A 24,988-nucleotide genomic window follows, 5' to 3' on the forward strand; every position below is an offset into this window, starting at 1 on the left:
GAGATCTGTAATATCAAAGCTAAGGCTGACGCTTTCCTAGCATGCCTTAGCAGTAAAAAGGAGGGATGGCCCACAACAATCTGTTTGGCGTGTACGCCTTACAGATTGTGTCGCCAGACAAGTCTTCAGATCGAGACTGAAGAAGGTCCTACTGCTTTTAAGGCAATGATAGGAAAAAGCAGAAGCCGAATGCTTACTAAATTACTACATAATGTATAAATACTACTTCTATCCCTTTCTCGTGATAAAGTTGAAATGTCTACCAAGTGTTTTGTCTAAGCGGTATGAAAAACCATCAACCATTTCGAAAGTATCTTGGTCAGATACTGTAATATTGTTTTCCAAGACACCAACTCGTTTTAACTGCTCTGCAACCGTCGCCTGGTTGTCTACTAAGTATTTCTGGCCTTTGTCATCCCATTGAATAAAATCATCCGCATAACCAAGCGCCTTGAATTGGTCAGCAACATCTTTGTCCACTTCAAAAGATTTCTGTGCAATCGAAGGACCGAGAATAGCTTTGATGTTACCCATGTAAATATCTGGGTTTTCATTTTTGATTTGTGCAAAAGTGGCTGACACGATATCTTGAACAGTCCCTTTCCAGCCTGAATGGATGGCACCAATTAAACCAGTATCTTCGTCATAAAAAATCACAGGCACACAATCTGCCGTAAAGACGCCAACAACCACATCGCTTTCGTAAGTGTACAAGGCGTCCACATCATCCACTGCATCTTCAGTTGACAGACTACCGCGCCCCCGGTCCCCAACTGTGACACGATAAGCTTTTTTGGAATGGGTTTGATTAGCGAAAACGAACTGGTCGACGTCAACCTGTAATGCATCCGCTAAAGTTCGTCGATTTTCTACAACTTGCGTTGCGTCTTCCCCCGTATGTAGAGCTAAATTGCCGTTAAGGGTTTGCTGGTTGTCTTTTAAAGTCGTACCAGCAATTAAGTTTTCTGGTGTGTCATAGAATTGGATCGTCATAAGGTTCATCCTTTCTGCTTTCAGTTACGTTTATTATAGCAAACAAGCACTCTGACTAATAAAGTCCTACAAAAACTGTTAAAATATAAGAAAATGACCGATAAGGAGATAATTGTATGACAACCAACTTGAAAAAAGGGGACCAATTGCATGGTTTCACCCTTGTAGACAGTCAATTTATTCAAGATGCTAACGCCCAAGTCCACACCTTTGCCCACGAACAATCTGGCGGCCAAGTGATTTGGGTTGAAAATGACGACCAAAACCGTTCGTTTGGGATTGGTTTTAAAACACCGCCAAAAGATTCGACTGGTGTAGCCCATATCGTGGAACACTCAGTCCTTTCTGGATCACGTAAGTACCCAGCTAAAGATCCATTTATGACCATGTTGAAAACGTCAATGAACACCTTCCTAAATGCCATGACCTTTTCAGATATGACCATTTACCCAGTGTCATCTATGAATGAAGAAGACTTCCATAACCTAACGGATGTCTATTTAGACGCCGTTTTCTTCCCTAAAATGACCAGTGAAGAAAATATTTTCCGCCAAGAAGGTTGGCATAAAGAATTATTCGATAAGGACGAGCCAATTATCTATAACGGGGTCGTTTACAATGAAATGCGTGGGGCATATTCAGACGCAGAACGCATTATTATGCAAGATGTTACGGCAAATATGCACCCCGGTTCCACTTATGCCCACGAATCAGGTGGCTATCCTTACGACATTCCTGACTTGACCTTTGAAAACTTTAAACAATTCCACGCCGACCATTACCGTCCAGACAATGCTTTAGCCTATGTCTACGGTGACATCGATATCGACCGGACATTAGGTCAAATCAATGGCGATTTCTTCAGTGAATTCTTGACTAATGACCAGCAAGTTCAGTTTGACTTGCCAGAAACAAAGAATGGCCACATCGAATACCAGGCCTTTTATGACGCTGATGAACGCAAGACTGTCGAACACGATTCTTACCTTACCTACATGACGCATGTAGGTGCATCTACAGACTTGACTAATAATTACGTGGCTAATATTTTAAGCGACGCTTTAATTGAATCTGAAGCTGCGCCAATTCGCCAAGCTCTTATCGAAGCCGGGCTAGCGGAAGAAGTTGAAGCCATTGGGTCAGACGGTTACTACCTAGATTTCGGTCTGGTCCTGAAACAATTCAATCCAGCCAATAAAGACAAAGCCCTTGCTGTAATTAAAGAAACCCTAACTGACCTTGTAGCCAACGGAATTAACCGTGACCTACTTGAAGGGGTCATCAACACCCGCGAATTCGCAGCCCGTCAAGCCGGTGGTGCCACGAAGGGAATTACCTATGAAATCCAAATGACCATGGCATGGCGTTATGGCATGTCTCCGACCGAAGTCCTTCACTTTTCGAAATATTTCGACGATTTAAGAGCGAAGTTAGACACTGACTTCTATGAAGAATGGCTTCAAGACAACTTGCTGGCGGCAGATGCCAGCTTAGTCGGTATTTACCAACCGAAAGTTGGCTTATTCAAACAACAGGACGACCAACTAGCAGCCAAGTTAGCTGCTGAAAAAGCCGCAATGACTGACCAAGACATTCAAGCATTAATTGAGGAAAACCAAGCACTGCGGGTCTACCAAGACACACCGGATACCGAAGAAGCCCGTCAAGCCCTACCGCAATTAGATATTTCTGACGTACCGCGGACAACCCAAGCGATTGCTGAAGAAACATTAACCGGCCAACAAGGGGTGCCTGTCCTTTTCCATGAACAAGACGCATCAGGCATTCGGTATGTACAATTGGCTTACAATTTAGACCATATTGCTGCGGAAGATTTACCTTACGTGAATTATCTAACGATTTTATTAGGGTTATTGGACACGGAAAATTATGATTATCGTCAAATGGACATTGAAATGATGAAGGCGACTGCTGGAATTTCTATGCGACCTAAAGTCTTTATTCGTGAAGGTTCGCAAGATGATTATGTGCCAGTTTTAGTGTCATCATTTGCGGCGATTGGCGACCATTCTGCTCGTGGTTTTGAACTATTGCAAGATACGATGAAATTCACGGACTTTTCTGATAAGGCACGGATTTTAAATGTCTTACAACGGGTGAAATTCAATATGAGTCAGTCATACGAAGGGGCTGGCCACCGCGTAGCCATTTCTAGACTACGGTCATTCTACTCACAAGCAGCCAAGTATGAAGACGTCATTTCTGGTTTATCATTCTATGACCATATGACTGATTTAATTGAAAATTTCTCAACTAAGGCAGATGCTTTTATCGAGAAATTGATTGAAGTGAATGGCAAAATGTGGGATCCTCGCATGCTGACAGTCAGTTTAACAGCAGATACAGCGGATAAAGCCACATTACTTGAACAAGTTGATCAGTTTATCGATCAAGCTGACCCAACGGATAGTATTGAACCAGTATCTGTTGAGTTTGATTTAGTGGGCAACAACTACCACGAAGCCATTCAAACCAATGGGAACGTCCAATACGTATCCGTAGGTGGGCGCGTGCCAATTGAAGACTACAATGGTCGTTATGTTGTCTTCGCCAATATCTTATCTAAAGACTACTTACACGAAAATATTCGTGCTAAAGGTGGTGCGTATGGTGCAGGTATCAGTCTAACATCATCAGGCGATGTCACAACCTATTCGTACCGGGACCCGAATGTAGATAAGACAGTAGATGTATATCATAAGTTACCGGAATTCTTGGCCAATCCAGGTCTAAGCCAAGACGACCTTGACCAACTGATTATTGGTTCAATGACAGCCTTCCATTATCCATTAACACCAGCCAGTGTAAATAACTTGATGGTGACACGTCACTTTAGAGGCATGACCAAAGATATGGTAGATACCCGATTAAGCCAGGCATTAGATACCAAAGTTGCAGATCTAGTTGCCTTTAAAGATCAAATCCAAATCGCACTAGACGCAGACAACCTAGTCGTCTTTGGTAACAAGCAAAAAATCGACGACTCGAAACAAGTATTTAATCATAAACGTACGATTTAAGCGAAAAAAATTAAAAGAGAGAAAAAAGATTTCACTTCGAAATCTTTTTCTCTCTTTATTTAGTTAACTGAGATTTGTATTGTCCCAGTCTCATCTCAATTTTCAAAGATAATATGCCACGGCATACAATGTGAATAACAAATAAAAATCTAGAAAAATATTCAAATTGTAAATTGAGACCAACTATTAACGTATATGCAACATAAATCATTAACAATAAAAGTAACAGGATATTCATTCACCGTTTTTTTCTTTTAATACGCATTTTCTATCTCTTTTCGTGTGCAAATAGACCATACTCTTTGAAAAATGTTATTCTTTTGCTTATTAGAGCCCTAATGCTTCACCAAATGTGAGTGCAATAAAGGCCAAGAGCAGCAAGACCCCGCCAACAACCTTCAAACGGGCTTGTTGGGTAGCAGTCATGCCTTCAGGAGTTTGTCCTTTCCAGACGATATAAACATTAACTAAAATACATAAAATGGCAAAGATGGTTCCGACTAAAGAACGGCTCATATAGGCTCCTTTAACTATAATTGTGACAATTTCACTTCGATTGTTGTTGTAACGGCTTGGTTGTCGATACGACTAGTACCAGAAACAGTCCATTCAACTGCTTTAATTTCATTGGTGTAACGATCAGTAATAAGTTGGATTTGGTGGTTGGCATCATTATTGTAAGACTGATTTACAAAAGTGTTTAATAAATTGGTTAACTGCGCATTTTGCCCAGAGAAAGAAACCGTTTGGTCACTTAAAGAGCCGGTCCATTGACCAATAGTATCTAGCGTAGTTAATAAACTGCGCACTTGGCTTAGAGATAAGACATTTAAACGGTTGAAATGTGAATCATTCGTTAAGCTTTGTTGCCATTCGCCCCCATTTTCCTTGTAAGTGGATTGGGCATTACTTGTTTCAACTTGTAAGATTGCATCATTACTACCAGAAGCAGTATTCTTTTGAATGAAAGTTCCAGAAAAGTTATCGGCATTGTCATAAGATAAGGTCGACATGACCGTTTCAGTATTTTCGGGTTCAGTAGTTACCTGTTTGATTGTTGTGGACTGCTTGTAAGCAGTTGTTTCAGATAAAGTTTCGTTAATAGCATTACCTAGTTTAGTAGAGGATTCGCGCGCTTCAACGTGGTTACCAACTAGTAACATGATGTATGCTAATAAAACCCATTTTAATAGTTTTCGCATTTCAGGCACCCTTTATATTTATATTTTTAATATTTCGAAGATTGGGAATGTTGATGACGGTATACGCCAAAGGTGGTTTCACCTAATGTCTCCATTCTATAGAACTTTTGTGAAGATTTAAAGACTAATTGCTTAAAATATGACATTAATTTTCCTTGATTTCAACCACTTGGAAGGGGTCACAGATTTCGAAAAAAATTTTGCAGTATTTTGCTGATTTATGATGTATAAACTAGCAAGAACTTTAAAAAAATGCTAATACGATAGCTTGGCAAAGCTAAAATTATCCCATTGAGCAATCTTTCTGTATAATAACTGTAATGTGATATTGAATCTAATCAATCCACAAAGCAAGAAACTGAAATATAGGCGTGAAAAAATAGGGATAGACATTAAGATTAGGCGAAAGCGGGGGCTAATGATATGGTGATGAATGGCGTATTAATGCAGTATTTTGAATGGGATTTACCGGACGACGGGACTTTATGGAAAAAGTTAGCGGAAGATGCTGAACACTTGGCATCAATTGGGATTTCTCATGTGTGGATGCCACCAGCAACTAAAGGTCAATCGAGTGACGACGTTGGTTACGGGACTTACGACTTATTTGATATTGGGGAATTTGATCAAAAAGGGACGATTCGTACCAAATACGGGACCCGTGCAGAATACCAAGAGGCAATAGATGCCTTACATGAACAGGATATTTGGGTGCTAGCGGATGCCGTTTTAAACCATAAGGGTGGAGCTGATGAAACGGAAGTATTTCAAGCCTATCCAATGAACCCAACAAATCGACAAGAAAAGCTTGGTGAAGCTCGGGATATTGAAGGTTGGACCAAATTTACTTTTCCAGGTCGAAATGGTGAATATTCTGATTTTATTTGGGATTTTAACTGCTTCTCTGGGATTGACTTTGATCAAAAAACCGGTGAAAGTGGCATCTTTATGATTAAAGGTGAGAATAAAGGTTGGGCAGATGATGAAGCAGTGGACGGAGAGAATGGTAACTTCGACTACTTAATGTTTGCAGATATCGATTATGGTAATCCTTATGTTCAAGAAGAAGTTTTAAAATGGGCGCGTTGGTACTTAGATTCTTTTAATTTAAATGGCTTTAGAATGGATGCCTTAAAACATATCGATTTTGCTTTTGTCGACCAGCTAATATCTGCTTTACGAGAAAGTAATCCAGATATTTATGTTGTAGGGGAATACTGGCAAAGTAATACCGGTGTACTTTTCGATTATTTAGCGGAAACGGATTATCAAATTGACCTATTTGATGTGGCCTTACATCAACGTTTTAAACAAGCGGCGACTTCTTGGGATCAATTTGATATGGGCTCCCTGCTTGAAGGATCACTCTTAAAAGATCGACCGGATCTAGCTGTACCATTCGTTGATAATCATGATTCTCAGCCTGGACAAGCCCTCGAATCTTGGGTGGACGAATGGTTTAAACCCATTGCTTACGGGGTGATTTTGCTGCACCAATCCGGCCTACCAGCTATTTTCTACGGGGATTATTATGGTATTGAAAGTATTGACTACAAAGGTTTCCAAGAGACCTTAGATAAGCTTTTAGCCTTAAGACGGGAAAATGCCTACGGTGATCAACATGATTATTTTGACCATAAAAATTGTATCGGTTATACCCGAACTGGCGATGATGAACATCCAGATGGCCTCGCTTTTATCGCAACCAATGGAGAACAGGCGAAGAAGCGTATGTATGTAGGAGAACTCCATGCAGGAGAAGAGTGGGTAGATGTGATGGGTGAAATTGAAGGATCGGTAACCATTGAAGTTGATGGTACTGGTGTATTTAAAGTACATGCTGGGTCAATGTCCGTTTGGGTCAACAAGTCTGACGCAGAGCATATTGATGGTGAAGCAGAGGAAGATTTTGAAGATACTAGCTATCTTGAAGAAACCCCTAGTGAAGAAATGGTTGAACCGGATGTAGAAGCAGCACAAGTGGCAGATGCGGAAGTAGCTGCTGACCAGGGCGAGTAAGTAGCACTTAATCCACATTGTCTAACGTTTAGAAATCTGCTAATCAATGGTACAATAGGTCAGTAAAATTCAAGTATGGGTAGTAAAGGATGGAATTTGTTTATGACAGTAGAAAATACACGAGGATTTGAGAAAATCTCGGCCTATGCCAATGATGAGGCTATTACATTACCAAAACGTTCAACAACTTTATCGGCTGGCTATGATATCGCAGCGGCTGAAGATATTATTGTACCGGCAATGTGGAAGACTGGTGTGAAGCATGTGCTAAAAGACCTTGCGCATTTAAATGTAGCAGGTGAAGTAGATGAAAGTGCTATGAAACCAGTGCTAGTGCCAACAGGTTTGAAAGCTTATATGGGCGAGAATGAATACTTACAATTAGCTTGCCGGTCTTCAAACCCGCTTAAACGTGGGCTTTCATTACCAAATGGGGTAGGTATTGTTGATGCAGATTACTACAATAATGAAAATAATGAAGGTCATTTATTTGTTCAATTAGTAAACTTTGGTTTACGTGACGTTCAAATTAAAAAAGGTGAGCGTATTGCGCAAGGGATTTTCCTTTCTTTCTTAACGACTGCTGATGACCAGCCAAGTGATCAAGTGCGTGCAGGTGGTTTTGGCTCTTCTGGTCAATAATCGTCAGTTGCTATTGTTCAACTAAATAGAAAGGAGTGAAGTCCATTATGGCGAAAAAAACGACAACGAGATATGTGTGTCAGGCTTGTGGTTATGAGAGTGTTCAGTTCTATGGCAAGTGCCCGAATTGTGGGGCATGGAACCAAATGGAAGAGGAACGCTTATATGGAAAGACTATTGCGCATCCTGAAACGCACGCTGGACAAGCCAATTCAAGTCGAATGAAGCCACAAAAATTGGCGGCGGTTCAAGGGGAAGAAACCCCGCGTATCCAAACTCAATTAGGCGAACTAAATCGCGTCTTAGGTGGCGGTGTCGTGCAAGGTTCGTTGGTTTTAATTGGCGGTGACCCAGGGATTGGGAAGTCAACCTTGATGCTACAGGTATCAGCTGAATTGCACCAGAGTGCTGGGCCAGTTTTATATGTGTCCGGAGAGGAATCGATGCATCAAATCAAGCTGCGGGCGGACCGTCTAGGCTTTGAAGGGGCGGATTTCTATGTTTATGCAGAAACGGATATGGCGGCTATCCAAGATGCCATTTATGACTTACAACCACGCTTTGTAGTGATCGACTCTATTCAAACTATGACCCACGAGGATGCGACATCAACGGCTGGATCAGTTGGCCAAGTCCGCCAAACGACAGCAGAGTTAATGAAATTAGCCAAGTCACAAAACATCGGTATCTTTATCGTTGGGCATGTGACGAAAGAAGGGAACATTGCTGGACCGCGTATTCTAGAGCATATGGTGGATACTGTGCTGTATTTTGAAGGTGAGAAGCATGATACTTTCAGGATTTTACGGGCAGTGAAGAACCGATTTGGATCGACCAATGAAATTGGGGTATTTGACATGCAACAAGATGGCTTACATGAAGTGGCTAACCCGTCTGAGCTTTTCTTAGAAGAAAGGCTAGCTGGCACTAATGGATCAGCGGTTGTTGCTTCTATGGAAGGAACACGACCGATTCTAACGGAAATTCAAGCGCTACTTACACCTACCTCATTTGGGAATGCCCGTAGAACAGCTTCTGGCCTAGATTATTCACGGGTATCACTCATTATGGCTGTACTTGAGAAGAGAGCTGGTTTAATGCTTCAAAATCAAGATGCCTACCTCAAATCAACCGGTGGTGTTCGTTTAGATGAACCAGCGATTGACCTAGCTATCGCAGTAGCTGTGGCTTCTTCATACCGAGAAAAAGAAACAAAACCAACTGATTGTTTCGTCGGAGAAATTGGTTTGACTGGTGAAATTAGACGGGTCACAAGAATTGCGGAACGTGTACAAGAAGCTGAAAAATTAGGTTTTGAGCGGATTTTTATCCCTAAAAATGCCTTATCAGGTTTAACTGGCAAACAAAAAATACAAGTAGTTGGTGTAACTACTGTAAGAGAAGTCTTGAATACGATTTTTCCTAAATAGATAAATACTGGAGAGCTTGGACCGAACGGTAGCCAAGCTCTCTTTTTATCTCGAATATGCGTCATATGTTAATTTCAGGTTAAGATGATAAATACTAGACTGCATTTTAAGTAAGTTTATTGTGTAAATGTAAACAAAAAGTTATACTATAAAAAGCGGTAGTATAATAAAGAAACCGCTTCATAATTTATTTTTTAGAAAAGGAGGTGAATAAAATGAACGAAAGATTTTGGAAAATATTGTCTCGCGTACTCACTGTGATACTAGGATCTTCAATAGGTTATTATGTATTACCGTTACTTTGGGACATGATCAATATCAATTTTAGCTTTTTCTATTATCCATTGTTTAACATCGTACTTGGTGCAATTATTCTTTTTCTTATTTACGGGTTAACACAGCCTTTATTGATGCGTTTTATTCATAATATCGAGCGTGACATGCGTCAGTTATCGATCGAAAAGGTTTTAGTTTCTGCAATAGGTGTTATTATTGGACTAGTTTTAGCTTGGTTAATCAACATTCCCTTAGTGGCGATTGGTTGGCCATTCATTTCAAATATCTTGCCAATTGTCTTAACCATTGTTTTAGGTGTATTAGGTTTCTATATCTTCTCTAATAAAAGCGTTGAGATTATGGAAATGCTTACCCGTTTTCCGCAGGGGAGACGTAGTGAATCAATGGATACGGCTATTACTGAAGATGTACAATCAGATGAGGAAACACATGAAAGTGACTTATCAACACACTCAGAAGGCCTTGATATGTATACGGATGCCTTACTGTCGCTTAGACAAGCTGCTGATGAGGCTTACCAACCCTATAAGATTTTAGATACATCAGTGATTATCGATGGACGGATTTTAGATGTCTTAAAAGCTGGATTTATCGAAGGCGTGATAGTGGTACCCAACTTTGTCTTGAAAGAATTACAATACATTGCAGATTCAGCAGATTCATTGAAGCGAGTTCGTGGCCGTCGGGGTTTGGATATTTTAAATCAAATTCAAGCGCTAGATGATGTAGTTGTAGATTTCTACGCCGGCGATTTCGATGATGAACCGGAAGTAGACTTAAAATTATTGCGTCTAGCCAAATTAGTTGATGGTGTTGTGGTAACCAATGATTATAACTTGAATAAAGTGAGTCAATTCCACAAGATTAAAGTATTAAACATTAATGAGTTAGCTAATTCAGTGAAATCTGTTGTGATTCCTGGCGAAACGATTTCTGTACATATTGTAAAAGCTGGTACAGAGCGCCAACAAGGGGTTGCCTACATGGACGACGGCACGATGATTGTTGTTGAAGAAGGGAAACATCATATTGATGAAACCCTTTCAGTAGAGATTACATCAGCCATTCAAACCAATGCAGGACGCATGGTCTTTGCCAAAATAGCTGACTAGAAGTATAATAATAGTGATGGAAAATTAGGTTGGTATTTTTTACCAGCCTATTTTGATTGAAAAGCTAAATATAAAAGGAGAAATCAACATGTCAGATAAAGTACGCGTACGCTATGCGCCAAGTCCAACTGGCCATTTACATATTGGGAATGCTCGTACCGCCTTGTTCAACTATTTATTCGCTCGTCACAACGGCGGGGAATTTATTATTCGTATTGAAGATACCGACACAAAACGAAACCTTGAGGACGGAGAAAGATCTCAACTAGAAAACTTACAATGGTTGGGTATTGAGTGGGATGAAGGTCCAGATAAGCCAGGTGAATACGGCCCTTACCGTCAATCTGAACGTAAAGATATCTACGACCGCTACCTAACAGAATTACTAGACAAAGGCTTAGCTTACTATGCATTTGATACGTCTGAGGAAATCGAAGCAGAACATGAAGCGCAAGTCGCAAACGGTGAAACACCACGTTATATTGGTAAATGGCGCGATAAATCACAAGAAGAAATCGACGCAGCACGTGCAGAAGGTCGCCCAGAAACAATCCGTTTCCGCGTACCTGAAAACACCACTTATACCTTTGATGACATGGTAAAAGGGGAAATCTCTTTCGAATCAGCAGCCATTTCAGGTGACTTCGTTATCCGTAAACAAGACGGCATGCCAACTTACAACTTCGCCGTTGTTGTTGACGACCACTTGATGGAGATCACTCACGTATTACGTGGTGACGACCATATTGCGAACACACCTAAACAATTAATGATTTATGACGCTTTAGGATTTGAACGTCCAACATTTGGTCATATGACATTAATCGTTAACGCTGAAACAGGTAAAAAATTATCTAAACGTGACGGGTCAATCTTACAATTTATCGAACAATACCGTGACTTAGGTTACCTACCGGATGCAATGTTCAACTTCATTACATTATTAGGTTGGTCTCCAAAAGGCGAAGAAGAAATCTTCTCACACGATGAATTGATCGAGATCTTTGATACAGACCGTTTGAGTAAATCACCAGCAGCCTTTGACAACAAAAAACTAGAATGGATTAATAACCGTTACATGAAAGCAGCGGATGCTGAAGATGTAGCGAAATTAGCGATTGAGCATCTACAAAGAGCTGGGCGTGTATCTGAAACATCTACAGCAGAAGAACGCGCTTGGACTGAAAAATTAGTTTCATTATACAAAGATGAAATGTCATATGCAGCTGAAATCGTTGATTTATCAGATATGTTCTTCCAAGATGAACTACACATCGCAGATGATGCTAAAGAAGTATTAGCTGGCGAAGGTGTAGCGGATGTTTTAAAAGCCTTCCAAGCGAAATTAGCGGAAATTCCAGCTGATGACTTCAAAGAGGAAAACATTATGGCAGCCATCAAAGCTGTTCAAAAAGAAACTGGCGTAAAAGGTAAAAACTTATATATGCCAATCCGTGTAGCCACTTCAGGTGAACAACATGGTCCTTCAATTGGTTTAACAATTGAAGTATTGGGTAAAGAAAAAGTAGCCCACCACTTAGACCAAGCACTAGCAAGTTTATAATCAAACATTTAATACCCCCTATCTAAGCGTAAAATGTAAAGAACAGTTATAAAATGTAGGAAAATGACAATGTAAAATTGTTGGTTTTCCTACATTTTTTATATACTCTTCTTATCCCCTATAGAATTGGAGTGGAATAGGAATGAGAAGAGATATCAGAGAAGGAGTGAAAAAACATATGATTGATGGTATAAAGCCCAATTATACTGCGTTAGCGGAACAATACGGATGTGACTATCGTACGGTTAAAGCAGCGTATGAAGAAGCGTTACAAGGTAATAAACCTAAAACAAGGAGGACATATCCGAGTAAATTAGATTCATTCAAACAAATCATAGATATTAAGTTAGAAGATCAATGTACCGCTAAAAGTATCTTCAAATTCATACAAAAGAAAGGGTTCGATGGGAGTTACAGTCTTGTTAGAGACTATTGCCGTGGAGTGAAAAAAGAACGGATACAGAAAGCAACGGTACGCGTCGAATATACGCCTGGTCTTTCAGCACAAATCGATTGGAAAGAAGAAATGCGACTGATAAGCAGTCAGGGAGAAGTCTTCCGCTTTAATATTTTCCTTTATATATTGCCCTACTCAAAGAAGAAATTTATTACGCTTACCTTTGATCGTAAACAAGATACATTGTTTGAGTGCATGAATGATGCCTTTTATAACACCGGTGGTGTTCCAGAAGAAATATGGTTCGATAATATGAAAACTGTCGTCGACCGGTCACGAACTCAATTCTCTCAGGTTCATTTAAACGATCGCTTCTATTCTTTTAGTAAAGATGCAGGGTTCAGAACAATGGTCTGTCGTCCTTTTCGCCCCCAAACAAAAGGCAGCGTAGAAGCTCTCGCCAGAACAATGGACCGGTTACGGGTTTACAATCATGAATTTTATGATTCGACAGACCTCATTCGAATCGTTGACGAACTTTGTGATGAATTAAATTCGGAAGTGTCTCAAGCAACGGACGAGATTCCTGATATACTTTGGAAAATTAATGAAAAAGAGCACCTCCATAAGCTAAAAGATGACTTGTTAAATCCTTATTTTGAAGACTCTATTCGCCGTAAAGTCACAAAGGAAGCAATGGTCATTTTCCGCAAATGTAGGTACTCTGTAGACCCTCGTTATATCGGAAAAGAAGTTGACTTGGATCTTTCCGAAAACGAAGAGTACGTGCACATTTATTATAACGGAGAACAGATTCGTTCGCACCCACTTACCACAAAAAGATTGAACTATAACCAAGAAGATTTGGTTCAGATACTTAAATCAGATGTCATGAGCCACAAAGAAGAAGATGACATCCAAGAACATATTAAACGAAGTTTAAAGCAATATGATTTACTGGAGGTGCCTTCGAATGAGCAGTAACTATCAAAAGCTATTAAATAATCTAGAGGCCTTGAATTTAAAACATATGAGAGAATATGTGCCAAACTATATTGAAATTGCCAATCGAGATGAGCTTTCTGTAACAGAAGCTCTTCTAGAATTAACTAATCAAGAATTAGACTTTCAAACGAATCAGACTGTGGAACGTGTCATCCAGCGCGCACACTTTCCCAAACGGACATCACTTGAAGAATTTGATTTCAACTTTCAACCAAGCGTTAACAAAAAAGAGATTCTAGACTTGAAACATATGGCTTTTATGGAGAAAAAAGAAAACTTAGTTTTCATTGGAAACCCTGGTGTAGGGAAAACACACCTTGTCATTGCATTAGGCATTGAAGCATGTCATCAAGGCTACCGTACGCTGTTTATCAGTTGTCATGAATTACTTTTACGTCTTCGTTCTGCCTTTGAAAAAGGGACCGTCGATCGTGTTCTGAAACGATATGCCAAATATGATCTTTTGATCATTGATGAAATAGGTTATTTACCAATTCAAAAAGTTGAAGCTAACCTCTTCTTTCAACTATTAACGATGCGTTACGAAAAAAAATCAACAATGATTACGACAAATATTATCTTATCTCGATGGGGGGAGCTATTTCAGAATTCTGAAATAGCCGCCGCCATTCTTGATCGTCTGGTTCACCATGTTAAAGTCTTCAAGATTACTGGAAAATCATATCGTATGAAAGGGAAAATATAAATGGACTTCTAAATTAGACTGTCAAAAACCTACATTTTTATTCTGTCATAAACCTACAATTTTATACTGTCCTTGACACGTAAAAACTTGAATAGGGTTTTTTTATATTTAAACGCTACAAAAAGACGTGTATAACTTAATAGTTTACAAAAAGCGATAAGTAAATACAAAAATCGCTTCCGTCCTATCTAAATTTGTCCTCGTATTTATGTATAAAAAATATAAAACGTTTAAAAACCCCTAATTTATCATATTCTATAAAAATTAGAAGATACAATTTATTATTTCTTTTAGGAAACTTGTGAATAAGGATTGATAATAGTTCATCTCCACCCCTATACTATGACTAGATTAAACACTATATATAGGGTTAAAAAATAAACAAACCACAATTTATTGTGTTTTTTAATAAAAAGCGAGGAGTAATGACCATGACAATCACAGTTTATGCAAAGAGTGGCTGCCCACAATGCGTATTTGCTAAGAAATACCTTGAAGCTAAAGAGATTCCTTTTGAAGAGAAACGGGTAGATCTAGAGGACATGTATCTAGATGAAGTAAAAGAATTAGGGTATTTATCTTTACCAGTAATTGCAGACTCAACAGGAAACCATTTCAATGGTTATAGACCTGAAAAGATGGAAGCTTTGGTGGAAGCATGGCAAGCATAGTTTATTATTCATTAACGGGTCAAACCAGACGTTTTATCAATAAAGTTCAAGGCTTCGATACTTATGAGATTTCATCAGCAGTAGCACCAGTGACAATGACTGACCCTTTTATTATGGTGATTCCATCATATGAAAGTCATGTGTATGGTGACGTGATTGAAACGGCTGAAGAGTTTTTAGAATGGGCGGATAATGCATCTTTATGCAAGGGCTTTTTTGGTGGGGGTAACCGCAACTTTGCCCAGTTATTCTGTGTAACAGTAAAGGAACTATCTGCTGAGTTTGATATTCCTGTCTTACATGGATTTGAGTTCCAAGGATCTGCCTATGACGTGGCTAAGTTAACAGAGGAGTTAGAGAAAATTGACAGACACCAAGAAATTAAAAATTGAAAATACGAAAGACATTACTTACTTTAAGCTTAACAATATGGTAAATATCCCAACTGCTGACAAGAAAATCCAATTAAATAAAGACCGTGAAGCGGTTAGGGCTTATTTCTTAGAATATGTGAACCCAAATACGGTTTTCTTCCATACATTAGAAGAAAAATTACAGTATTTAGTAGACAATGATTATATTGAAGAAGGCTTCTTAAATAAGTATTCTTTCAATTTCATCCAATCCTTATTTGATCATTTGTATAGCCATAAATTCCGTTTCAAGAGCTTTATGGGTGCTTATAAGTTTTACACGCAATATGCCTTAAAAACCAATGACAACAAGCGATTTTTAGAAAGATATGAAGACCGAATTGCTTTTACTGCTTTGTATTTAGCAGATGGCGATGAAGATTTAGCTTGGCATATTGCTGAAGAGCACATTGAACACCGTCTACAAATGGCTACACCTACCTTCTTAAACGCTGGTAAGAAGCGTCGCGGTGAGATGGTTTCTTGTTTCTTAATTGATGTCCAAGATAATATGGAATCAATTGGACGGGCGGTGAATTCCTCCCTACAACTCTCTAAACGCGGTGGTGGTGTAGGTGTAAACTTGAGTAACCTTCGTGAAGCCGGTGCCGCAATAAAGGGTATCGAAAATGCTGGTTCAGGTGTTGTGCCAGTAATGAAACTGTTAGAAGATGCCTTTTCTTATGCTAACCAATTAGGACAACGAAATGGTGCTGGGGTTGTATATTTAAATGCTTTCCACCCAGATGTGTATGAGTTCTTATCTACTAAGAAAGAAAATGCCGATGAGAAAATTCGTGTGAAGACTCTATCTTTAGGACTGGTTGTGCCAGATAAGTATTACGAACTATTGAAAACAAATGAACCCATGTACTTGTTTAGTCCATATGACGTGGAAAGAATCTACGGTGAGCCATTTGGTTACGTGGATATCACTGAACACTACGAGGATATGGTCGCAAACAAAGAAATCAAGAAATATAAAATCAATGCTCGTGAGTTAGAGCAAGAGATTTCGCGTCTGCAACAAGAGTCTGGTTATCCTTACATAATGAATGTGGATACAGCAAACAAGGAAAACCCAATTAACGGGACAATTACCATGTCTAACTTATGTTCTGAAATCATGCAGGTTCAAAAACCATCTACTCTAAATGAAGATTTAACTTATAAAGAAGTTGGTTTAGATATTTCTTGTAATTTAGCCTCAACAAATATCACTGAAATGTTGAAGACGAATGACTTTGAAAAAGCTGTGGATACCGCTGTACGGGCTTTAACTGCTGTTTCTGATATGACATCAATCCAAGCTGTGCCAAGTGTTGAACGTGGTAACTCAGCCTATAACTCAATCGGATTGGGAGCAATGGGACTACATACAGCCCTTGCTACCAACCAAATTCATTATGGATCAGCTGAAGCGCTAGAGTTAACGGATGCTTACTTTATGGCATTACGTTACTACGCTTTGAAAACCTCAAACCAAATTGCTAAGGAACGTGGAGAAAGCTTCTTTGAATTTGACCAATCAGCTTATGCTGATGGTTCTTACATTCGTGAGCGTTACATTGACAACCAAGTACCGTTCGTTTTCCATTCTGAGAAGGTAGCTAAGCTATTCGACCATATCCATATCCCAACACCAGATGATTGGGCGGCATTAAACCAAGCCATTATGGCGGATGGACTATATAATGCTTACCTATTAACAGTTGCACCAACCGGATCGATTTCATATATCAATGAAGCTTCATCCTCTATTCACCCAATTGTGCATTTAATTGAAAACCGTCAAGAAACGAATATTGGTTCAATGTTTTATCCAGCACCATACTTGGATAATGATACTATCCAGTATTACAAATCTGCTTACGAAACGGATATGCGTCAAGTAATCGATACTTATGCAACAGCACAAAAACATATTGACCAAGGCATGTCCTTGACCCTGTTTATGCAATCAACTATTCCACGAGGTTTATATGAATGGAAAAATGGTAATACGGACAAAATGACTACCCGTGACCTTAACCGCTTGCGTAATTATGCTTGGGCCAAAGGGATCAAATCGATTTACTATGTGCGGACTTATACAGATGACTCCGATAAAGAAATCGGTGTTGACCAATGTGAATCATGTGTGATTTAAATCGTAAACGAGAGGAAAATTAATAATGACACAAGAAAATAAAAAATACTTTAACCAGATTTTGAACGGTGAACCAACCAACCACAACGTTTTATACTACAAATCCATCGACTGGGACCGCGTAGAAGATGCGATTGATAAATCAACTTGGGAAAAATTGACCTCACAATTTTGGTTGGATACACGTATTCCAGTTTCAAACGACCGTGATGATTGGCGAATCCTAACAAAAGAAGAACGCGATGTAGTCAACAAAGCCTTTGCTGGCTTAACAGCTTTAGATACTCTACAGTCTGAAGAAGGCGCAAACGTTATGCGTGATGCTGTTCGGACACAACACGAAGAAGCTGTATTGAACAATATCCTATTTATGGAGTCAGTACATGCTAAATCTTATTCAACAATTTTTATTTCATTGAATACGACTCGTGAAATTGATGAGATTTTTGACTGGGCTAACAACAACGAATACCTCCAATATAAAGCACGTCGCATCAACGAAATTTATCAAAATGGAACCGGATTACAGCAAAAGGTTGCTAGCGTATTTCTAGAAACTTATCTATTCTATTCAGGTTTCTATGCACCATTATGGTATTTAGGCAACAATAAATTAGAGAATGTCGCTGAAATTATCAAGTTGATTATTCGCGATGAGTCTGTACATGGTACTTACCTGGGCTACAAATTCCAATTAGGTTACAACCAACTATCAATTGATGAACAAAATGAATTAAAAGACTGGATGTACGCGCTGCTATTTGACTTAATGGAAAATGAAGAGAAATATACCGAAGAAATCTATACACAAGTAGGTTGGACGAAAGAAGTTAATACCTTTGTACATTATAATGCCAACAAAGCCTTACAAAACTTAGGATTTGAACCCTTCTATCCAGATGGTACAGCAGAAAATGTCAACCCAATTGTGATGAATGGTATCTCAACAGATTCAAGTAACCATGACTTCTTCTCACAAGTAGGAAATTCATACTTAATGGGTGAATCAGAAGCGATGGGCGACGATGATTACGACTTTTAAATTTCCAATCAATACAAGTAAAAAAAACTGGCTCTCAAGCTAGTTTTTTTTTTTGTGGTTGGATAAGCTTTTTATTCAGATTTACCGATACCCATTAGAAATTGTTCGTCGTTTCGCCGAACAATGCCTTGCAATTGGGACATATTGTTCGTACAATGGAGGTAACAAAAATAAAGGGGCTATTTATCATGAACTACTTACAAAAACGTATTTTAAAAGACGGTCAAGTCATCGATGAAAAGATTTTGAAAATTGACTCATTCCTAAACCACCAAATCGACCCAAAAGTGATGCATGACATCCAAAGTAACTTCTTTGATTACTTTAAATCACGTGAAATTACCAAAGTATTAACCATCGAAGCAAGTGGTATTGCACCTGCTATCATGGTGGCTGCCCACTTCCAAGTGCCAATGCTTTTTGCCAAAAAATCTGAACCATCAACACTTGCTGGACAAGATAAATTCTCAACATTAGTACATTCATTTACTAAGAATAAAACAAGCGAAATTATCATCTCTAAAGAATATTTAAATGAGAATGATAAAGTACTGATCATTGACGATTTCTTAGCGAACGGTGAAGCGAGTCTAGGGTTAATTGACTTAGTGAAACAAGCTGGTGCAGAAGTTGTTGGTGTGGGTATTTGTGTAGAAAAATCATTCCAACCAGGACGTCAACGCCTTATTGATGCGGGTGTAGATGTTTACTCAGTTTGCCGTATTGCTTCATTAGCAGGCAATAAAGTGACTTTTGTCGATGAAGAAGATGAAAAGTTAGCATAGCGGGTGGCCAATTTGAAGAATATAAATTTTAAAGATGTTTTTTCAGCTAAAACTACATTTCTTTCACTACAACATTTACTAGCTATGTATGCCGGTGCCATTGTTGTACCGCTAATCATTTCAAGTTCCCTTAATTTCACGACCCAACAGACCCTTTACCTGGTATCGGCTGACATCGTAATTTCTGGGATTGCCACTTTCTTGCAGTTATACCGCGGGAAATTTATCGGTATGGGCTTACCCGTTGTAATGGCTTGTTCCTTTACAGCGATTGGCCCTATGATTCAGGTGGGGGCTCAGTACGGCTTAGGGACCATGTTCGGCTCAGTCCTTGCAGCGGGTGTCATTATCCTACTTTTGGCGCCCATTTTTGCCAAATTGTCCCATCTATTCCCGCCACTAGTGACTGGGACCATCGTGACCCTAATTGGTGCGACCCTGATTCCTGTTGCGATTAATAATCTAGCAGGTGGCGAGGGTAGTGCAGACTACGGGAATATCGATAACTTGATTCTTGGGCTGATTACTTTCGTGATTATTCTGCTCTTATACCGCTTCACTAAAGGCTTTCTTCAATCTATCTCTATTTTGATTGGACTAGTTGCTGGTATGGTTATTGCTATCTTTATGGGTAAAATGGACATGCAACCTATTCTAGAGGCGTCTTGGGTGCAACTACCGGTGCCTTTTGCAATTGAGTCGCCATCATTTCATCCAGCAGCGATTTTATCGCTAACAGTGGTTGGTATTATTTCTATGATTGAAGTAACAGGTATCAACTATGCCTTGGCTGGTATGTATGATAAAGACATCGATGAAGCAGATCTTCGTCGTTCATATTTCTCAGTAGGGATTGGGTATTTACTTGCTGGTATCTTCAATACATCACCACAAACTGCTTTCTCCCAAAATGTGGGCGTAGTACAAATGTCAGGTGAAAAGCGGAAAACCATTTTCATCAACTTGATTATCTTAATGCTACTATCTGGTTTGATTCCAAAAATTGGTGCTATTGCCACTTCTGTACCGTCTGCCGTATTAGGTGGTGCAATGATTTTCTTATTTGGTAATGTCTTATCATACGGAATCAGCGTATTGGGTGCGCAAGATTTAGCAGATAATCGTAACCAATTGATTATTGGTGCTGCAATTACAATCGGTTTAGGTGTGGCTATTGCACCTGCAGCCTTTGCACAACTGCCAGAATGGATTTCTTGGCTAACGTCTTCAGGAATCGTAGCTGGTGGTGTAACAGTTGTCTTACTAAACGCCTTCTTCCATGGCGTAAAGAAATAAATCACTTTAAAAATATCTCTTTTAAACAGGACGAATTTACAATTTAAGTGCAACAACAATAATAAAATAAAAAAAGATCCATAGTTTTCCTATAAAATAGATGTACTAACCAACTATTAGAAGGAGAAAGCTATGAATCCATACACACATCTTACCATGAACGAGCGAGAAACAATATTCCTAATGTATGAACAAGGCGAAACTATCGGGCATATATCCGAGACCCTAGACCGTTCTAAATCGACTATCTCAAGAGAATTACATCGTAATTCAAACAAGGATGGCAGTTATTCACCGTCAACTGCTCATGGAGAGTATAAACGTAGAAAACAACTATGTGGCAGACATCGCACGCTAGATAAAGACTCTATTTTCCAGTTGGTCAAACGACTATTTCTCAACGAACAATGGTCTCCAGAACAAATTTCTGGTCGTTTGAACCTTGAAAATGCCAAAAATAAAATCAGTTATAATACTATCTATCGTGCAATTTATCGTGGCGACTTCGATGAGCCTGGTTTATCAACCGGTAATCGAGGCGCTATCCGTAAATTAAGACACAGAGGTAAAACACGCCATTCTAAAAATCACGTAGAGAGAAGAGGAAAGATCCCTATCTCCAATACGATTCATGAACGACCTGATAGCGCTAATGAACGAACTGAGATTGGTCATTGGGAAGCAGATACAGTTGCAGGTCAAACTGGTAAAGCGTGCTTAGTAACGCTAGTTGATAGAAAATCTAGGTTATTACTAATCGGTAAATCTGAGAAGAAAGCTTCTAAGCCGGTAGTTGACCAAATGATTAAATTATTACAAGGTATTGATTCTGATTTTTGTAAAACCATTACACCTGACCGTGGTAAAGAATTCAGTCAACACGCCCGATTGACTGAGGAATTAAATAATACGCAAATTTATTTTCCAGATCCTCATGCCCCTTGGCAAAGAGGATCTAATGAGAATACAAATGGACTCCTTAGAGAGTACTCACCGAAAGGTGTTGATTTGACAGATGCAACTGATGAAGAGATACAAGGTTGGGCAACGAAATTAAATACACGTCCCAAAAAATGTTTGAATTGGAAAACACCTTATGATATCTTTTATAAAACTGTGTTGCACTTAATTTGACAATTTAAGGGGTATTTTTATAGCTATGATGTTTGCAATTTTAGTCATAAATACTAAATTACTGTATGAAAAACTGACAATTGTTATTGACTCAGGATTGAAAGCAATATATGATAGCGTAATTGTGGTGTTTCCATTAAAAATGCTTATAGAGAGGTTTATATATGTTTAAGAAAATAAATAAAGTACCTGCAGGGATGTTTTTGATTCCCTTGGTAGTATCACTAGTATTAGTGTCTATCTTCCCTAATATGTATGATGTAATCGGTGGAACAACACAACAAACGTTTCAAATGGGGACCAACGTTGTTATTGGACTATTGTTATTTTCAGCTGGGACAAGTTTAGATTTAAAACAAATTGTGCCTTTAATAAAACGTCATTTGCCGATAATTCTATTTAAATTAGTGATTTCAACAATCTATATTTTAGTTTTTTATTGGTTGTTTGGTTTAGATGGCATTTTTGGTATCAACTTATTGGCTTTCGCTTGTGTAATTTACTCTTTAAACCCATCGGTAGCACTAGCTATTCATTCAAGTTATGGGGATAAACAGTTTGGCGCCGTATACGGTATTATGCTCCTGATTAGTATGCCTTTTGCACCTTTAATTTTATTAAGTATTCTAACGGCCGACGGTGGGGCAGCAGGAATTGACTGGCAACCGATCATCTCAATCTTTGTGCCTTTCGTAGCCGGTACTATTCTAGGTAACCTAGACAAAGATTTCACCGACTTTTTTGTGCCGATGATTGGTCGCTTACTACCTTTCTTAGGGTGGAACCTAGGTGCAGCGATGAATATTCAATCAGCTATCGCTTCAGGATTGCCAGGCATTTTAATGGCTGGGATATTCATGGTATTGTTACTACCCCTAATTCCATTTGACCGCTACATTATGAAACAAAACGCAGGGGTAGATGGTGCAGCTATTTGGAATGTAGCAGGCATGTCAGTAGCCAATCCTGCTAGTATTGCATCTGCTTTGCCGTTGGTATTTGCTGATCAATCAGCAAGTGCTACTGCTATCGTGATGATGGTATGTATCATCACTTCAATTATTTCACCTATTGTTGCACAGAAACTATATGTAAAAGAATATGTTATTCAATCATTATAATTATCTCAATGCTTACAGAAGAGTCATGCTTACATGGCTCTTTTTTGATGTATTAAATTCATATATTTTAAAAAGGCCAACTTGGACAAATAAGGCAGTCAAAACCTAGGCTTATTGCAATGTGATTACGGCTTTGTATGCGATAATATAACATACGAGTGATAATTTTGCTGAAATCATTTATCCGGTGGTGGCACAATTTTATTTAAAGTCACCCCTTGAGAAAACCGTGTAATTCATTACATGGATGAATCAAGTTCTAGGGCGACCGTCATTGTATTCCGTTAATTGATTTTCTATATACTTTTTAACAGTTTCTTTAGACATACTGCCTACTGTTGACATGAAATAACTAGGTGTCCATAAATGGCCACCCCATAACATTGCTTTTGTTTCTGGATATGCTTTGAACCATAGACGCGCAGATTTCCCTTTAAGTGTTTTGACGATACTACTTGCGGCATGTTTAGGGTTGAACGAAATCAACATATGGATATGGTCAGGCATAACTTGGAGCGATTGGATGATAATATCGTGTTCATCACAAATATGCGTCAATATATCTTGCATGGCGTTTTGTTTTTCAATGGTCGTAAATATTTCTTTACGATACTTTGTTACCCAAACCAAATGGAAATTAAAATCATAAACATTTGTCCTTGTTTTCACTATCATATGTAAACACCTCTTTAACTACATTATAGCAATTGTTATCGCTATAAACAAGTGTCATACGTATGGTATAATATATCTATAAACGCAAGGGGGTGAAAACATGTATCAAGGAATTGAGTGTAAAATCTATCCTAACGAAAAACAGCGTCAGTTAATTCATATGACCTTTGGTCATACCCGATTCATCTGGAACGAAATGTTGGCCATGTTGAATGCGCGGTACGAAAACAATCCTGACCTTCAAATGCTATCTTATAATGCGTTATCCTCTCTTATTCCACAAATGAAGAAGGAATATCCCTGGTTGCGTGAAGTTGATAGCGTAGCTGTTCAATGTAGTGTTAAACGCTTATCCGAAACTTTTGTCCGTTTTTTTAAAGGCTATTCAAAATACCCAAAATTCAAATCAAAGAGGAACACCAGACAGTCGTATTTAAGTACCATACGTGGCAACAACATTCGTTTTAATGACAATCAACGGTATATCAAATTACCTAAATTAGGTTGGATAAAATGTAAGTCAAGTGTGCTTCATATTGAGAATGAACGCATAAAATCTGTCACCGTTAAATATACACCTAGTGGCGACTACTATATCTCCATTTTGGTCACAAGCGATAATCAAGCAATGCCCAAAACAGGGAATGTAGTCGGTGTCGATTTAGGTTTAAGTGATTTAGCTATTACGTCTGATGGTCAAAAATATCAAAGTCAGCGACTACATTTGTCTTATAAGAAGCAATTACATTATTGGGAAAAGCGAATGGCCCGTAGACGTTTACAAGCCAAAAAGAACGGTGTGGATTTAGTGGATGCGAAAAACTACCAGCAAGCCAAACGCCAAGTGGCCCGTATTCATCAACGTATCAAAAACATCCGCAAGGATTACATTCATAAAATCACAACCGATATGGTTAAAAGTTATGACGTTATCGTTCTAGAGGATTTAAAGACGACTAATATGATGAAAAATCATCAATTAGCCCGTTCAATCGCTGGCCAATCCTGGCGGATGTTTAGAACAATCCTAGAGGCAAAGTGCGAAATGTACGATAAGACATTTGTAGCTATTAATCCGTACAAGACATCCCAAAAATGTTCTAATTGCGGGTATGATAGCGGTAAAAAAGCGTTAAATATACGTCATTGGACTTGTATGAAGTGTAATATGCATCACGATAGAGATATCAACGCAGCTAAAAATATATTAAATATTGGCCTGGAACGGGCCTTAGTTAAATAGCTTAGACCGCTGTTTTGCTTTGAAATAAGTGGAACAAGTCATGAGTGTTCC

The 24,988-nt window shown here is 38.8% G+C and carries 21 protein-coding genes; 17 read left to right on the forward strand and 4 right to left on the reverse strand.

Annotation, left to right across the window (positions count from 1 at the left end):
* Positions 1 to 228 precede the first annotated feature (228 nt).
* A complete protein-coding gene (gene pgeF, locus AWM76_RS00910) occupies positions 229 to 993 on the reverse strand; it encodes a peptidoglycan editing factor PgeF (protein WP_039934528.1) in 765 nt (254 codons plus the stop codon).
* Positions 994 to 1,109: 116 nt separating this feature from the next.
* Here pgeF and AWM76_RS00915 point away from each other — a divergent pair, with 116 nt between their 5' ends.
* Positions 1,110 to 4,034: an insulinase family protein gene (locus tag AWM76_RS00915; RefSeq protein ID WP_003140788.1), complete on the forward strand. Its 2,925-nt coding sequence runs from the start codon at positions 1,110 to 1,112 to the stop codon at positions 4,032 to 4,034.
* Between the two features lie 327 nt (positions 4,035 to 4,361).
* Here the strand turns inward: AWM76_RS00915 and AWM76_RS00920 are convergent, their stop codons facing one another.
* Complete coding sequence (locus tag AWM76_RS00920) at positions 4,362 to 4,550, reverse strand: hypothetical protein (RefSeq protein WP_003140790.1); 189 nt, start codon at positions 4,548 to 4,550, stop codon at positions 4,362 to 4,364.
* Positions 4,551 to 4,564: 14 nt separating this feature from the next.
* Positions 4,565 to 5,236 carry a hypothetical protein gene (locus tag AWM76_RS00925; protein ID WP_003140791.1) on the reverse strand — a complete coding sequence of 224 codons (672 nt, stop codon included), beginning with the start codon at positions 5,234 to 5,236 and terminating at the stop codon, positions 4,565 to 4,567.
* A gap of 426 nt (positions 5,237 to 5,662) precedes the next feature.
* Between AWM76_RS00925 and AWM76_RS00930 the strand changes: the two genes are divergently transcribed.
* From AWM76_RS00930 to AWM76_RS01000, 15 genes are all read left to right on the forward strand, one after another.
* Entirely contained in the window at positions 5,663 to 7,255 is a 1,593-nt protein-coding gene (locus tag AWM76_RS00930) for an alpha-amylase (protein ID WP_420869284.1), read from the forward strand.
* A gap of 102 nt (positions 7,256 to 7,357) precedes the next feature.
* A complete protein-coding gene (locus tag AWM76_RS00935; protein ID WP_039934533.1) occupies positions 7,358 to 7,897 on the forward strand; it encodes a dCTP deaminase/dUTPase family protein in 540 nt (179 codons plus the stop codon).
* Between the two features lie 47 nt (positions 7,898 to 7,944).
* On the forward strand, positions 7,945 to 9,327 hold the full coding sequence (gene radA, locus AWM76_RS00940; protein ID WP_003140797.1) for a DNA repair protein RadA: 1,383 nt from the start codon (positions 7,945 to 7,947) through the stop codon (positions 9,325 to 9,327).
* 215 nt (positions 9,328 to 9,542) lie between these two features.
* Positions 9,543 to 10,736 (forward strand): PIN/TRAM domain-containing protein, encoded by a 1,194-nt coding sequence (locus AWM76_RS00945; protein WP_003140798.1) that lies wholly within the window; start codon positions 9,543 to 9,545, stop codon positions 10,734 to 10,736.
* Positions 10,737 to 10,824: 88 nt separating this feature from the next.
* Positions 10,825 to 12,300 carry a glutamate--tRNA ligase gene (gltX, locus tag AWM76_RS00950; RefSeq protein WP_039934536.1) on the forward strand — a complete coding sequence of 492 codons (1,476 nt, stop codon included), beginning with the start codon at positions 10,825 to 10,827 and terminating at the stop codon, positions 12,298 to 12,300.
* Between the two features lie 142 nt (positions 12,301 to 12,442).
* The gene (istA, locus tag AWM76_RS00955) at positions 12,443 to 13,681 is read left to right on the forward strand and encodes an IS21 family transposase (RefSeq protein ID WP_060779304.1); all 1,239 of its coding nucleotides are present in this window, start codon (positions 12,443 to 12,445) and stop codon (positions 13,679 to 13,681) included.
* Entirely contained in the window at positions 13,671 to 14,408 is a 738-nt protein-coding gene (istB, locus tag AWM76_RS00960) for an IS21-like element helper ATPase IstB (RefSeq protein WP_003141336.1), read from the forward strand. Before istA ends, istB begins: the two co-directional genes overlap by 11 nt.
* 431 nt (positions 14,409 to 14,839) lie before the next feature.
* Positions 14,840 to 15,079 carry a glutaredoxin domain-containing protein gene (locus AWM76_RS00965; RefSeq protein ID WP_039934776.1) on the forward strand — a complete coding sequence of 80 codons (240 nt, stop codon included), beginning with the start codon at positions 14,840 to 14,842 and terminating at the stop codon, positions 15,077 to 15,079.
* On the forward strand, positions 15,067 to 15,471 hold the full coding sequence (nrdI, locus tag AWM76_RS00970; RefSeq protein WP_003141325.1) for a class Ib ribonucleoside-diphosphate reductase assembly flavoprotein NrdI: 405 nt from the start codon (positions 15,067 to 15,069) through the stop codon (positions 15,469 to 15,471). The genes AWM76_RS00965 and nrdI overlap by 13 nt, the downstream gene beginning before the upstream one ends.
* A complete protein-coding gene (gene nrdE / locus AWM76_RS00975) occupies positions 15,443 to 17,641 on the forward strand; it encodes a class 1b ribonucleoside-diphosphate reductase subunit alpha (RefSeq protein ID WP_003141323.1) in 2,199 nt (732 codons plus the stop codon). Before nrdI ends, nrdE begins: the two co-directional genes overlap by 29 nt.
* Before the next feature lie 25 nt (positions 17,642 to 17,666).
* Positions 17,667 to 18,683 (forward strand): class 1b ribonucleoside-diphosphate reductase subunit beta, encoded by a 1,017-nt coding sequence (gene nrdF, locus AWM76_RS00980; RefSeq protein ID WP_003141322.1) that lies wholly within the window; start codon positions 17,667 to 17,669, stop codon positions 18,681 to 18,683.
* 188 nt (positions 18,684 to 18,871) lie between these two features.
* Positions 18,872 to 19,468, forward strand: a complete 597-nt coding sequence (locus AWM76_RS00985; protein WP_016896482.1) for a xanthine phosphoribosyltransferase — start codon at positions 18,872 to 18,874, stop codon at positions 19,466 to 19,468.
* Positions 19,469 to 19,471: 3 nt separating this feature from the next.
* Positions 19,472 to 20,764, forward strand: a complete 1,293-nt coding sequence (locus AWM76_RS00990) for a nucleobase:cation symporter-2 family protein (protein ID WP_003141318.1) — start codon at positions 19,472 to 19,474, stop codon at positions 20,762 to 20,764.
* A 132-nt stretch (positions 20,765 to 20,896) separates the two neighbouring features.
* Positions 20,897 to 21,898, forward strand: a complete 1,002-nt coding sequence (locus AWM76_RS00995; protein ID WP_060779305.1) for an IS30 family transposase — start codon at positions 20,897 to 20,899, stop codon at positions 21,896 to 21,898.
* Positions 21,899 to 22,062: 164 nt separating this feature from the next.
* Entirely contained in the window at positions 22,063 to 23,019 is a 957-nt protein-coding gene (locus AWM76_RS01000) for a 2-keto-3-deoxygluconate permease (RefSeq protein WP_003143704.1), read from the forward strand.
* A gap of 252 nt (positions 23,020 to 23,271) precedes the next feature.
* Here the strand turns inward: AWM76_RS01000 and tnpA are convergent, their stop codons facing one another.
* Positions 23,272 to 23,694, reverse strand: coding sequence for an IS200/IS605 family transposase (gene tnpA, locus AWM76_RS01005; RefSeq protein WP_060779306.1), 423 nt, complete (start codon positions 23,692 to 23,694; stop codon positions 23,272 to 23,274).
* Positions 23,695 to 23,794: 100 nt separating this feature from the next.
* On the opposite strand from tnpA, the gene AWM76_RS01010 reads away from it, so the two are divergent.
* Positions 23,795 to 24,937: an RNA-guided endonuclease TnpB family protein gene (locus tag AWM76_RS01010; RefSeq protein ID WP_060779307.1), complete on the forward strand. Its 1,143-nt coding sequence runs from the start codon at positions 23,795 to 23,797 to the stop codon at positions 24,935 to 24,937.
* Positions 24,938 to 24,988 lie beyond the last annotated feature (51 nt).

The sequence above is a fragment of the Aerococcus viridans genome (assembly GCF_001543285.1).
GTDB classification, from domain to species: domain Bacteria; phylum Bacillota; class Bacilli; order Lactobacillales; family Aerococcaceae; genus Aerococcus; species Aerococcus viridans.